Annotated in this window: 14 protein-coding genes; all 14 read right to left on the bottom strand. The window is 40.3% G+C overall.

Annotated elements, in window-relative coordinates:
- Positions 1-6: 6 nt before the first annotated feature.
- The 14 genes from CC204_RS05145 to CC204_RS05210 all read right to left on the bottom strand — a co-directional run bounded on the left by CC204_RS05145 (position 7) and on the right by CC204_RS05210 (position 12,115).
- Positions 7-693 carry an ECF transporter S component gene (locus tag CC204_RS05145; protein ID WP_088269116.1) on the bottom strand — a complete coding sequence of 229 codons (687 nt, stop codon included), beginning with the start codon at positions 691-693 and terminating at the stop codon, positions 7-9.
- Positions 683-2,359 (bottom strand): ABC transporter ATP-binding protein, encoded by a 1,677-nt coding sequence (locus CC204_RS05150; RefSeq protein ID WP_088269117.1) that lies wholly within the window; start codon positions 2,357-2,359, stop codon positions 683-685. The genes CC204_RS05145 and CC204_RS05150 overlap by 11 nt, the downstream gene beginning before the upstream one ends.
- On the bottom strand, positions 2,332-3,219 hold the full coding sequence (locus CC204_RS05155; protein WP_088269118.1) for an energy-coupling factor transporter transmembrane component T: 888 nt from the start codon (positions 3,217-3,219) through the stop codon (positions 2,332-2,334). The genes CC204_RS05150 and CC204_RS05155 overlap by 28 nt, the downstream gene beginning before the upstream one ends.
- A gap of 417 nt (positions 3,220-3,636) precedes the next feature.
- Complete coding sequence (locus CC204_RS05160) at positions 3,637-4,092, bottom strand: AraC family ligand binding domain-containing protein (protein WP_088269119.1); 456 nt, start codon at positions 4,090-4,092, stop codon at positions 3,637-3,639.
- Positions 4,085-5,194: an ethanolamine utilization protein EutH gene (eutH, locus tag CC204_RS05165; protein ID WP_088269120.1), complete on the bottom strand. Its 1,110-nt coding sequence runs from the start codon at positions 5,192-5,194 to the stop codon at positions 4,085-4,087. The genes CC204_RS05160 and eutH overlap by 8 nt, the downstream gene beginning before the upstream one ends.
- A gap of 21 nt (positions 5,195-5,215) precedes the next feature.
- The gene (locus tag CC204_RS05170) at positions 5,216-5,479 is read right to left on the bottom strand and encodes a EutN/CcmL family microcompartment protein (protein WP_088269121.1); all 264 of its coding nucleotides are present in this window, start codon (positions 5,477-5,479) and stop codon (positions 5,216-5,218) included.
- A gap of 9 nt (positions 5,480-5,488) precedes the next feature.
- Positions 5,489-6,109 (bottom strand): hypothetical protein, encoded by a 621-nt coding sequence (locus tag CC204_RS05175; protein ID WP_088269122.1) that lies wholly within the window; start codon positions 6,107-6,109, stop codon positions 5,489-5,491.
- 9 nt (positions 6,110-6,118) lie between these two features.
- Positions 6,119-6,748 carry an ethanolamine utilization phosphate acetyltransferase EutD gene (gene eutD / locus CC204_RS05180; RefSeq protein ID WP_088269123.1) on the bottom strand — a complete coding sequence of 210 codons (630 nt, stop codon included), beginning with the start codon at positions 6,746-6,748 and terminating at the stop codon, positions 6,119-6,121.
- 149 nt (positions 6,749-6,897) lie between these two features.
- Complete coding sequence (locus tag CC204_RS05185; RefSeq protein WP_211272478.1) at positions 6,898-7,176, bottom strand: BMC domain-containing protein; 279 nt, start codon at positions 7,174-7,176, stop codon at positions 6,898-6,900.
- A gap of 82 nt (positions 7,177-7,258) precedes the next feature.
- The gene (locus CC204_RS05190) at positions 7,259-8,710 is read right to left on the bottom strand and encodes an acetaldehyde dehydrogenase (acetylating) (RefSeq protein WP_088269124.1); all 1,452 of its coding nucleotides are present in this window, start codon (positions 8,708-8,710) and stop codon (positions 7,259-7,261) included.
- 12 nt (positions 8,711-8,722) lie between these two features.
- On the bottom strand, positions 8,723-9,136 hold the full coding sequence (locus CC204_RS05195) for a BMC domain-containing protein (RefSeq protein WP_088269125.1): 414 nt from the start codon (positions 9,134-9,136) through the stop codon (positions 8,723-8,725).
- Positions 9,137-9,151: 15 nt separating this feature from the next.
- Positions 9,152-9,805 (bottom strand): ethanolamine utilization microcompartment protein EutL, encoded by a 654-nt coding sequence (eutL, locus tag CC204_RS05200; protein ID WP_088269126.1) that lies wholly within the window; start codon positions 9,803-9,805, stop codon positions 9,152-9,154.
- A 15-nt stretch (positions 9,806-9,820) separates the two neighbouring features.
- Positions 9,821-10,726: an ethanolamine ammonia-lyase subunit EutC gene (gene eutC / locus CC204_RS05205; RefSeq protein WP_188634486.1), complete on the bottom strand. Its 906-nt coding sequence runs from the start codon at positions 10,724-10,726 to the stop codon at positions 9,821-9,823.
- 21 nt (positions 10,727-10,747) lie between these two features.
- Complete coding sequence (locus CC204_RS05210; RefSeq protein ID WP_088269128.1) at positions 10,748-12,115, bottom strand: ethanolamine ammonia-lyase subunit EutB; 1,368 nt, start codon at positions 12,113-12,115, stop codon at positions 10,748-10,750.
- Between the last annotated feature and the right edge of the window lie 44 nt (positions 12,116-12,159).

Genomic DNA, 12,159 nt, shown 5'->3' on the forward strand with positions numbered 1-12,159 from the left:
TCTTTATTATTTTATTTCGTATTTGATTAAAATACGTTGAAGCTTTTTCTGAATGACACGAAACAGAACACAGGAAAAAAATACATTGGAAAAGCAATACGAAAGCGTATGCGGGAGTGCCGTGATGAAAAGTGCCGCATATCTTTGCCATGAGAAAAAGCGATCAATCGAATAAACAGTCCAAATGTCCATAAAAAAGGAGAAAAATAGACCAGCTAAGATGCCATAAACTGCTAAAAACCAATAACTTTTTTTTAATAAACTGCTCACCCAAGGAAGTCCTGCAATACAGCCGATCAATCCCCACGATAACATTTGAAACGGTGTCCATGGCCCTTGACCAAACAACATATTAGATATGATCGCTGATAAAGACCCCACTAAAAAGCCAACCTCAGGACCTATGCAGATTCCTGAAATAATAATGATCGCAGTCATTGGCGTAACAGCTGGAATCATATAAAATAGAAACCTACCGGAAACAGCGAATGCAGTCAAAACAGCAATCAGCACTAATTCTTTAATATTCATCTGCTTTTTTTCATAACGGTAATAAATCGGCAGACAAGCCAGCAGCACTAAAAACAAAGAAATTACTTGATATTGCGTTGAACGAAAAGCAGCAATACATAAGACTAGAAAAACGAGTCCTAAAAGAAGCTTGAAGCCTTTTTGTTTAAGCTTAACGTTCATTTGCCTGTCTCCTTTTTTCTGCCTGACAAACGTTGATTACTTGATCTGTTGTCACTAAATGTGTAAAGATCTCACGAGAAATTCGGCTGGCAGCTGTTGTATAAAATGCGTGATCACTAAAAAATGTTTTCGGCTCAGCTGTTGTTAAGACTTTATGTTGGAAGAACAAGCCACAACGATCAGATAGCTCTGCAGCAAAAGCTAGGTCATGCGTTACAACTAAAATCGTTTTACCTTCATCGGCTAATGTTTTCAGTAATTGAATCAATTGTTTTTTTCCGTAATTATCGATTCCTTTGGTTGGCTCATCCAAAAGCAACACACTGGGATTCGTCAATAAAACTTTGCCTAAAGCAGCTCGCTGACATTCTCCCCCACTTAAGTCAAAAGGGTGTTGTGTTAAATTATCTGTAATGCCAAGTAAGGCTGAAATCGTCTCGATCTTTTTTTGCTGCTCAGACTCATGATAATTTTTTCCTTGAAGATATTGTTGGTATTCTTCCAATACAGAATCTTTAATAAACAGCATCTCTGGACTTTGCGGCAAAAAGCCGATGTGCGCTCGTTGTTTTTTCAGCGGCTGTTCAAATAGCTCCTGCTTTCCTTGATAACAGTCATAGATCCCTGCAATCACCTTCAATAGGGTCGTTTTTCCCGTTCCATTCGCCCCAACCAGCGAAAATATCTCTCCCTTGTTTAAGGTCAGATCGACCCCTGCTAAAATATCCTCTCCATTTTTTTCATATCGGAACCAACAATTATTTAAGACAAGACTAGGTGTTTTTGTCGGTTGAATGTTCGTTTGATCAGTTTGTTGTTTCTTTTCATGTGCAAAATGTCGTGCTAAAAAACGTTTTCCTTCAACCACTGTGATCGGAGCTTCATCTTCAATATCAAGAGCATGATAGATCTGCAGCGTGCTTGGTAAGCTCAAAATAAATTTGTCTAAATCCAATCGTTGCTCTTTGACAGCAGTAGAAACAGCTTGTGGCTTTTCTACAAAAACCAATGCTCCTTGTTCTAAAAGAACGACTTTATCTGCTAATGCAAAAACAGATTCCAAGCCATGCTCCGCTAAAATGATCGTCAAGCCCATTTCTCGATTCAGACGGATCAAAATATCAATAAAATTTTGTGCTGCGATTGGATCAAGCTGTGTGGTTGGTTCGTCTAATATCAGTAGTTCAGGCTGCATCACTAAGACAGAAGCTAAGTTCAGCAGCTGTTTTTGGCCTCCGGATAGATCAGCCGTCTTTTCATCCATCAACTCTTGAATTCCTAAAAAATTAGCCATTTCTGCGATGCGACTTTTGATTTGAACAGCTGAAAGCCCCATATTCTCCAATCCAAAAGCCAACTCATGCCACACTGTATCAGTGACGATTTGATTTTCAGGATTTTGCATCACATACCCAATTTTACTGCTTGAAAACGTCTCTGCGATTTTGTCGATCTCTTTTTTCTGTAGAACTATTTTTCCTGTTTTCGTTCCTGCCGGAGTCAATTGAGGCTTCAACATTTTTAATAGCGTAGTTTTACCACTGCCGGAAGCACCACACAGCAAAACAAAGTCCCCTTTGTTGATCGATAACGAAATATTCTTTAGCCGTCTATGATCATCTCCAGCGTATTGAAAACTTAAATTTTCGATTTCAAGATAGTCCAAATGATCGCCTCCTTCAAACGGTTGAGTGTCGGTACAAAAGCTAAAATAAGAATCCATAAATAATTTTCCCAATGCCTATTGAACGCTTCAAATAAATTTTCCACATAAGGATAATAATCAAATTGATAGCTGCCAGCAAATAATACGTACATAAATAGACTTGCTGCTAGACCTAATACAATTAGGCAAAAAGAATCTTTTTTCTGCCAGTTATACTGAACCCGGCTGCTTCTTTTCCCTATGCCATACCCTCTTGCTTTCATTGAGCTTGCCGTATCCATCGCGTTTTCCAACGACCATGAAAAAAGATTGCCAAATAAGTCCAACCCATAGGAAACTTTTTGCTTGAAAGACCGATTCTGAGTTCTGTGAAGTGTCTTTTGAACCTGATTCATCTCATGATAATAACGTTGAAACAAAGGAATGAAACGAAAGACCATGGTCAAAATCAACGCCAATTTAGGAAACCGCTGCCCAAACAAATAATAAAATTGTTCTAAATCTAGTTGAGATTGTAAATTTTGAAACAGGTAAATGACTCCAGCTATCATCAATCCCATGAAAAAACCATAAATAAATGCTTCTTTGGTCACTGGACGGCTCAAAAAGAAAAAGAGAATCGTCCCACCTCTATGTACAAATAACGGATTAGTGATCGTTATAATTAAAAGAAAAACCAATGGATACAAAACAGAACCTTTCTTTTGCCCATTTAGCTGCAGTAATCGAAAAGAGAAACTCCCTAAAAAACAAGTGAAAATGATCAAAGGGTTTGTTGTACTCATCAGGATCACTAATACTAAACTATAATAAGCCGTAATCACCAAAGGATGTCTACGTTCAAAAAAGAATTTATTCATCTTTGTCTCCCTTCTTCGATCGTCAGTTTAAACGTTGGAGAAAAGCAATAAAAAAACAGCCCTCACTTTTATAAAAGCGTGCTGTTTGAATTGACGATTATAACTGAATGTTATTCTGTCAGATAAGCAAACAACGTTGTATAAAAAGTATAACCCAACTCAGCCGCTTAACTTGCTTCTTCAAGCAATCGGTTCATCGACTTGTTGATCGTTTACTATTTGCTATATCTTCATTGACATAATCATTCATAGTTGTAAGTAACGTCATTGTTGCTTACTCATTTATTATATAAATTTATCCGCATAAAGTCAATATGTTAGCGACTTGTCGCTCTTACATCAAATAAATTTTTAAATAAAAAAATAGTTCAAAAAATCAGTCAGTGCCCAACTTTTCGAACCATCTTTCTTCATTCGTTATTGTTTTTGCCAATCTGCTGGATAAGTGACATACACAAAACGGGCTTTTCCAGTGACAGAAAACTGAATCCCACTGCCTTTAGGAATCAGTAAAATTTCTCCCGGACCAGCTGAAACAACTCTACCATCTATCCGTACATCTAATTGCCCTTCGATAATATAATCCACTTCATCGTACTCTAAAAGCCAATCAAACGTCGTATCTTCCATCACCATTAACCCACAGCCTAAGCGTGGGCTTTCTTTCAACGTCACTAAATCTTTACAATATACTTTATGTTCTGGATTGCCCGTATCCAATCGATCTTCTTCAGCTACATCTAATTGTGGCAGCTTAATAGATAGGATCCCGCTTGGATCGACCGTTTTTGTTGGATCGTTTCTTTTTAGTAATTGCTCTGTCAGTACTTCACGAACCAGCGTACGAATCATGTCTGCATCTAAATTATTCATGTATATCCACCTGCTTTGTTTCTTTTTTCAGCATTCGATTCGCCATAAAAACAGCGAACAAGACAGCTGTGATCCCGCCAACTAGTTTTCCAACGATCATTGGAAAAATCATTTCTTTAGCGACTCCCGCAGTAAACCCTAAATGATCGCCCATCACAAAAGCAGCGGAAACAGCGAATGCTACGTTGATGATTTTCCCGCGCGGATCCATATCTTTCATCATTTGAAACATTGGAATACTGTTTGCAAGCGTTGCTACCATCCCAGCAGCAGCGACTTCGTTCATTCCTAACAGTTTGCCTAATTTCATCAATGGTTTATTAAAGACTTTGGTGATCACAAAAACAAGACAAAAGGCGCCAGCTAACGTCAATGCGATGCCGCCAACAACTTCGATCCCTTCACTGACAGGCGCGATTCCTTCGATTACTGTTACACCAACTAATAGTTGTAACGCTCCCAAGACCAACCCAGCAATCGCAACGATCACAACAAATTTGCCGAAAATCGTAAAGCCTTTGATCATCACATCTGGCTTCAGCCACAAACCGATCATGATCAACACAGCTACTAATAAAATCGGCACCAGATTTTTCAAAATCATGATCACTGGAAAGCCTGCAATGATCCCGCCGACAAAACAACCGATCGGAATGGTGATCAATCCAGATAAAACACCTGTAGCTAGATATTGCTGATCCTCTTTTTCAATAATACCTAAAGCGACTGGAATCGTAAACACGATCGTTGGCCCCATCATCGCTCCTAAAATCGCACCTGCAAATAAACCTGCCTGAGGATCTTGTGCTAACTGCATGGCCAAAGGAAAACCACCCATATCGTTTGCTAATAATGTTGTAGCAAACATAGCTGGGTCAGCACCTAAAGCTGTGTATAATGGAACAACGACTGGCTTTAAAATATTCGCTAAAACCGGTGCTAGCGTAATGATCCCGACCATCGACAAGGCCAGTGAGCCCATTGCCATGATTCCTTCTTCAAACTGTTCCCCTAAACCAAATTTATTGCCCAAACATTTATCGACCGCTCCTAAGACCATGAAAAAAGCGATAATATACATAATGATTTCATTGATACTCATTCACTTCACATCCTTTGTACCTTATTCATTCATTTCAACTGAGTCAATAATTCCTACAATAACAGCATCTACAGGAATATTTGGATCGTCCAAAGATAGTCTTGCAGCACTGCCGGTCGAAACCAATACAAGATCATCCAAACCAGCACCAGTATTGTCAGCTGCCACAAGAGTTTGCTGCGGATTAGTATTTTCTGCCAGTTCCACAACTAAAAATTTTAAGCCATTTAGTTTTTCCGCTTTTCTTGTTGCCCATAAACTTCCTTTCACTCGTCCGATGAACATATTGGTTCCTCATTTCTCATTAGTCCAGCTAATGTTGATTTTTTTCTCTTGTATATACTCTGTCGCTTGATCAGTCAGTGAGCATTGGTTGGAAAGGTAAAGCGTACTGCCAAAAGGAAGCTGTTGTTCCATGAGTTCTTTCGCTGTCAGAAATTTTTTTGTCTGTTGATTTTCATAAGGAGTGACATCATTTCTGAAAGAAAAGGACTCTATCGATTCATTGATTGAAACAAAATCTCCACCGTATCGGTATAATTCTGATTCAAAGCTTAAAATCCGTTCCTTTAAGGCATATTTCCCTGATCCCAATAATGATAAGTATGAACGACCTTCTTTTAAAATAAGAAAACGCTGGCCAGCCTTGATAGCGTCCACTATCGTTTCTTCCAACTCGCTTTGAGGTCGAAACTGACAGATGTTGACTAAATTTTCAAAAGATAATTCTGTTACGATGATCAGCTTATCTTTATTTTTCACTGAACGTTTAAAGTCATTCAGCTGTTTTGTTGAGAGCAATCCAGGATTGTCTCCTAACAGGTAAAGCGATCGTGATTGTATGCGTTCAGTTAATTTTTTTATTACCTTTTCCGTTACTCGATCGACTAAAGCATTAAATTCGTTTGTGTTCATTATTGATCCCTACTTTACGATAAATCCTCTGATCCCTTTTTTAAAAGAACAGGCATTTGCTTCGTCGTAATCAATATGCATCGCAGTGGCAAACTTATCACTGACACGTATGACGACATCATCAAAAATCAATGAACGCTGATCGCTAACAACTTTGACTTTAACGATATCTCCTTGCGAAACATTCATTTTTGAAGCATCTTTTGTCGCTACATGGACATGCCGCTTCGCTACGATCAAGCCTTGCTCCAGTGATACGACCTTATTTCCATTGACCAAAATAATGCCCGGCGTTCCTTCAATATCGCCACTTTCTCTAACTGGTACTTTGACCCCAAGAGTTAGTGCATCTGTTGCAGAAACCTCGACTTGAGAGGCTTTACGTGGTGGACCTAAAACAACTACATTATGAAGGGCTCCCTTTGGACCTAAAATCGTTAAGCGTTCTTTTGAAGCAAATTGTCCCGGTTGTGATAAGTAATTATTGAGCGACAGCTGATAGTCTTTGCCGAATAATTCATCGATATGTTCTTGAGACAAATGGATATGTCGGCCGCTAGCTTCAACCAAAAAACTGCGGTCTTGATTGATTTTAGCAACGACTTGATCCACTAATGTATCTAGCAATTGTTCATTCATTATTTTTTTCACCTCTGCTTAAAATGAGTATTAGTCAAATAATAGAAAGTTGAAAGGAAAAGAAAACGCCAGTAGCTTAAAAGAGACCGATTCTTCTATTCCATATGATCGCTGTTTCCCTTTTCCTTTCTCATTTCTGTGACATGAATTTATTTAACTGGAGGTAAAATAGCATCCACTTCTGTATGCGGACGTGGAATCACATGAACAGAAAGTAGATCACCCACACGTTCAGCTGCCGCCGCACCTGCATCGACTGCTGCTTTGACCGCACCAACATCTCCTCTAACCATCACTGTTACAAGACCGCCACCAACTTGTTCTTTACCAATCAATGTTACATTTGCTGCTTTGACCATTGCATCTGCTGCTTCAATTGCTCCAACTAATCCTTTTGTTTCGATCATTCCTAATGCATTTGCGTTCATAATATACTTCCTCCTAAAATGTTTTAATTATTTTTTTTGATAGGTATTACTGGTAAATCTATATACATAATATTAAAAAATATTATTGTAACTTGGCTAAAATTCGCTCTACTAATGTATCCACCAGCTGTTCTTCATTAAATCCTGATGATGATACTGGCTGTTCTCTTAAATCGTCAAGCTCGCGAACGCCATAAGCAATTCTACGAACATTGAATAAATTTGCTGGGCTGATATTGTCTGATGTTGAACTACCACCAACAGCTCCACAACCTAAGGTCAAGGCTGGCGCTAAATTAGTCGTCGCTCCAATCCCGCCTAAAGCCCCTGATGTATTGACTAACACTCTGGAAACGGGCTTTTTCAATCCGAATTGGCGGATCACTTCATCATTTTGAGAGTGGATCATCATTGTGTGTCCGGCACCTTCATGGTACAGGATATCCATCGCTAACTCGCAAGCTTCTTCCCAATTTTCAACTGTATAAAAAGCTAGGATCGGTGCTAATTTTTCTCTGGAATAAGGAACCTTATGTCCAACTTTGGTTTCCTCAGCAATCAGAATACGTGCCTCTTTTGGTACAGATAACTGAGTCAATTCTGCGATTGCCTGAACTGATTTTCCGACGATTTGCGGGTTCATACTGCCATTAGGTCGCATAATGTATTGTTCTAATTGTGCGGACTCTTCTGGTGATAAGAAGTAGGCTCCTTGTTTCTTCAACTCAGCGATAACCGCTGCTTTATTGCTTGTTTCAGCAATGATTGACTGCTCTGATGCACAGATCGTCCCATTATCGAAGGTTTTGGAATCCATGATTCGTTTGACTGCTAATGGAATATCTGCACTGTTTTCGATATACGCAGGTCCATTCCCTGGACCAACGCCAATTGCAGGAGTTCCTGAAGAATAGGCTGCTTTGACCATTGCTGAGCCTCCAGTTGCAAGAATCAATGACGTATATTGATGCTTCATCAATTCCGCTGTTCCTTGCATCGTAGGTTTGACCATACAGCCAATCGCCCCTCTTGGACACCCCGCCTTTTCTGCTGCTTTAGTGATGATTTCAACAGTTGCTAAAATGGCTTGAAGTGCATTTGGATGAGGAGAAAAGACAATCGCATTCCCCGCTTTAAGAGCGATCAAGGCTTTATAAATGACTGTTGAGGTTGGGTTTGTTGAAGGAATCAAGCCGGCAACTACTCCAACCGGAACAGCGACATCAATGACTTTTTGTTCTTTGTCTTCATTTAAGACGCCTACTGTTTTCATCTCTTTGATCGCATCCCAGACAAATTTTGATGCAAAACTATTTTTTACGACTTTGTCCTGCCAAATACCAAAGCCCGTTTCCTGATGTGCCATTTTAGCCAGTTTTTCTCTGGCTTCGTATGCTGATACTGCAATTGCTTCACAAATCCGATCGATTTGTTCTTGACTCATTTTGGCTAAGCTTTCTTGCGCTGCTTTTGCCTCTGTCAGCAGATTTCTGACTTCCTGGATAGAAGCCAAGTCTTTATCAAGTGTTGTCATTTTTTAGGCTCCTTATTTTCTATCTTTTTTTGGATTTTTCTTTTTCGGTGCTGCTTTTTCTTTTTCAAGTATTTCATCTTGTTGCAATTCAGCTGACTCTGCTTTGATTTCCTCTGTTTCAGTTACAACTATTGTTTCTTCTGTCACCGTTGGTTTGTCCATTAAAAGTTCTTGTACTGCAATGTCCATTCTTGGAATCACATGACTAGCGCGTAAGCAACCCAGTTTTTCAGCAACCACTTTTCCAGCATCTACAGCAGCTGTGATTGCCGCAACATCTCCGATCAGCTCCACAGTCGTGATACCGCCTTTGATTTTCTCAGACTTTAACAAGTGAACATTGGCAGCCTTCAATGCAGCATCTGCTGCACTGACAGCACCTAAATAGCCGGTTACTTCGATCATACCTAAAGCTTCTAACTTCATTGATTTTCACTTCCTTTAATACGTCGTCGGATTTTCTGCAACCATCGCTACAGCCTCTGCAAAAGCATCGCATGCTGCTTTACACGCTGACTGACTGCCGCTTAATAATCCTCCGCCGAAATTGGTTTCAGATGGCGGACCGTAAAATGCAGCCACTTCAACATCAGCTGCTTTTAAAGCCGCATCTAGCCCATACATCGCTTCTAACGGCGGTGCAATCAAGTAAGCCAACGCTGAACCTTCTGAGATACCTGCTTCTTTAGAAAGATGTGTTCCTGTTCTCGATACACAATGGGCAAAATAAGGAACGGAATCATCTTCATTTGCAGTGTAGAAGCTTGCTCCTGTTTCAATTTCCTGAACGGCTACGGCTAAACCGCTTTTTACTTCTGCTGGACTTGGACCCGCTAAGATCCCGATCACCTCACCAGCTAATTTCGTCGTCGCATTGTCGGCGCCGCCGTAAAAACTCTTCGCATAGACCACATCTACTGCAGCGGCTTTAGTTGCTTCATCTAAAGCAACATAGGTTACATCGTCACAAGTCGATGTGATCAGCCCTAGACTACGATGATCTGGCCCTAGACCAAGAGCTTCGGCCATTGAAGGAGCGACATTTGAAATCACTTTGACACTCAGTACACTTGCACCTAAACGTTCATTTTTCATGCGTTAATCCTCTCCTTATTCCACTTCTTTCAGGTCGATCCCTGATTTTTTATGTTCCAGCATTTTATGGATCAGCTCTGCAATATAGGCCCCTGCTTCAACTGCTGGTGTACCACCTTTATGGATATTTGAAATAACGGTTCTGCGGGCTTCCGGCATTCCCACCGTTGGTTTGTATGCGATATAGGCACTCATTGATTCAGCTGTGACCAGACCAGGGCGTTCGCCGATCAAATAACAAACGACCTCTGCTCCTGTCAATTCAGCAATTTTGTCCATCGCGGGTACTCTAGCATGTTTGATAAAGACGACTGATTCGCTATCAAAATCCAAGTTGAACATTTTTAATCCCTGTTTGATCGAAGGTAAAATTTCTTTGATGTTTGCTTCAATTGCGGCAGAACTCAGACCGTCACCAACGATTACTTGTACTTTTTGATTTGGTTTGACATTTTCTTTGATTTTCTTCGTATTCTCTTCATCAAATTGACGACCTAAATCTGGACGTGTAACGTATTCGTCTTTATCCTGACATTTTGTCGCGGCTTCGATAAAGTTCATTTCTTTGATCAAATCATCCGACACATAAGAAAATACGGCATCTTGTGCAGCGGCATGATCGGCACGAAAGCGCAGCATCGATTGTGTTTTATAACGCGGGCCACTGCGCCATAATCCTAGACGGGCCGGCGTTTTTGCTTTCATTTTTAAATAACCGTCTCGATCGACCGGATTTGGGATCAAGAATTGTTTACGAATATCGACTTCGGTGATATCATCGATGACACCATATTCGATTTGAGATTCAGCTTTTGAGTGAATCGGTTCTACAGCCTGTTCTTTTGGTTCTGCGATCGTTTTTGTTTCCGTCATTTCTTCTAAAATAGACACGATCAGCGATTTGATTTCATTGTTATCCACCATTTATTCTGTTCACTCCCTTTATTTTTTTAAGAATACAGAAGCATCGCCAGCTAGATCGGTTAATTGACCATTCGCCATGAAGCCCATCTTTTCCATCCATTGTTCAAACTCTTTGATCGGACGTTTATTCAGCATTGAACGAATCGTTGCTGTTTCATGAAACCCAGTAGTTTGATAGTTCAGCATCACGTCGTCTCCATGAGGGATTCCCATCACAAAGTTCACGCCAGCTGTGCCTAATAACGTCAATAAATTCTCCGCATCATTTTGGTCTGCTTTCATATGATTGGTATAACAAACGTCACAGCCCATTGAAATGCCGGAAAGTTTCCCCATAAAGTGATCTTCTAATCCTGCTCTGATGACCTGTTTTGAATCGTATAAATACTCCGGCCCAATAAAGCCAACTACAGTATTGACCATAAAAGGATCAAACCGTTTAGCAAATCCATAGCAACGCGCTTCCATCGTCACTTGATCGACACCGTAATGCGCATCTGATGAAAGTTCCGAACCTTGTCCTGTTTCAAAATACATCACGTTAGGACCTGCCACTTGTCCTTGCTGTAAAGCTAGATGTTTTGCTTCAGCGATATCGCCTGCATTAAAACCAAATGCTGTATTGCCTTTTTCAGAACCGGCAATCGATTGAAATACTAAACCAGTTGGCGCTCCTTGTCGCATCGCTTCCATTTGTGTTTTGACATGTGCCAAGACACAGGTCTGCGTTGGGATTTCCCACTCGCTTCTAAATTCTTCAAATTTGTGTAAAATCCGCTTCACACTTTCAGTCGAATCATCGACCGGATTAAGACCGATCACAGCATCTCCGATTCCATAAGATAAGCCTTCCATCACACTCGCCATGATCCCGTCCACATCATCTGTCGGATGATTTGGCTGCAGGCGAACAGAAAAACGTCCAGCTTCACCGATCGTTGTATTTGCTGTTTTGATGATATTGATCTTCTGTGCAGCATAAATCAAATCTAAGTTAGACATCAATTTAGCAACTGCCGCAACCATTTCAGAGGTCAACCCTCTAGCAACTTGTTTAATGTCATAATCAGTTGTTTTAAAGTCTAAAAGCCACTCGCGCAATTCTTCTACTGTCCAATGCTTGATGCGGTCATATGCTCTTTGATTGACGTCATCGACGATGATTCGTGTCACTTCATCTTCTTCATAAGGCACCGCAGGATGATTGAATAGATCCTCCATCGTCAGCTGAGCTAAAACCACCTTAGCTGCCACCCGCTGTTCTGAAGACTCCGCTGCAACTCCTGCCAGACGATCCCCTGATTTTTCTTCATTTGCTTTGGCCATCACATCCATCACAGAATTAAATTGATAAACTTTGCCAAATAATTTTGTTTTTAAGATCATAAAAATATTGCCTCCTTTATCACATTTATAATTAGAAAACTTAT

The organism is Enterococcus wangshanyuanii, from assembly GCF_002197645.1.
GTDB lineage: Bacteria > Bacillota > Bacilli > Lactobacillales > Enterococcaceae > Enterococcus_L > Enterococcus_L wangshanyuanii.

Excerpts from the sequence above, each read along its gene's own strand:
- CC204_RS05145 (WP_088269116.1), bottom strand. The coding sequence starts at position 693 with ATGAACGTTAAGCTTAAACAAAAAGGCTTCAAGCTTCTTTTAGGACTC.
- CC204_RS05155 (WP_088269118.1), bottom strand. The coding sequence starts at position 3,219 with ATGAATAAATTCTTTTTTGAACGTAGACATCCTTTGGTGATTACGGCT.
- CC204_RS05160 (WP_088269119.1), bottom strand. The coding sequence starts at position 4,092 with ATGAATAATTTAGATGCAGACATGATTCGTACGCTGGTTCGTGAAGTA.
- eutH (WP_088269120.1), bottom strand. The coding sequence starts at position 5,194 with ATGAGTATCAATGAAATCATTATGTATATTATCGCTTTTTTCATGGTC.
- CC204_RS05170 (WP_088269121.1), bottom strand. The coding sequence starts at position 5,479 with ATGTTCATCGGACGAGTGAAAGGAAGTTTATGGGCAACAAGAAAAGCG.
- CC204_RS05175 (WP_088269122.1), bottom strand. The coding sequence starts at position 6,109 with ATGAACACAAACGAATTTAATGCTTTAGTCGATCGAGTAACGGAAAAG.
- eutD (WP_088269123.1), bottom strand. The coding sequence starts at position 6,748 with ATGAATGAACAATTGCTAGATACATTAGTGGATCAAGTCGTTGCTAAA.
- CC204_RS05185 (WP_211272478.1), bottom strand. The coding sequence starts at position 7,176 with ATGAACGCAAATGCATTAGGAATGATCGAAACAAAAGGATTAGTTGGA.
- CC204_RS05190 (WP_088269124.1), bottom strand. The coding sequence starts at position 8,710 with ATGACAACACTTGATAAAGACTTGGCTTCTATCCAGGAAGTCAGAAAT.
- CC204_RS05195 (WP_088269125.1), bottom strand. The coding sequence starts at position 9,136 with ATGAAGTTAGAAGCTTTAGGTATGATCGAAGTAACCGGCTATTTAGGT.
- eutL (WP_088269126.1), bottom strand. The coding sequence starts at position 9,805 with ATGAAAAATGAACGTTTAGGTGCAAGTGTACTGAGTGTCAAAGTGATT.
- CC204_RS05210 (WP_088269128.1), bottom strand. The coding sequence starts at position 12,115 with ATGATCTTAAAAACAAAATTATTTGGCAAAGTTTATCAATTTAATTCT.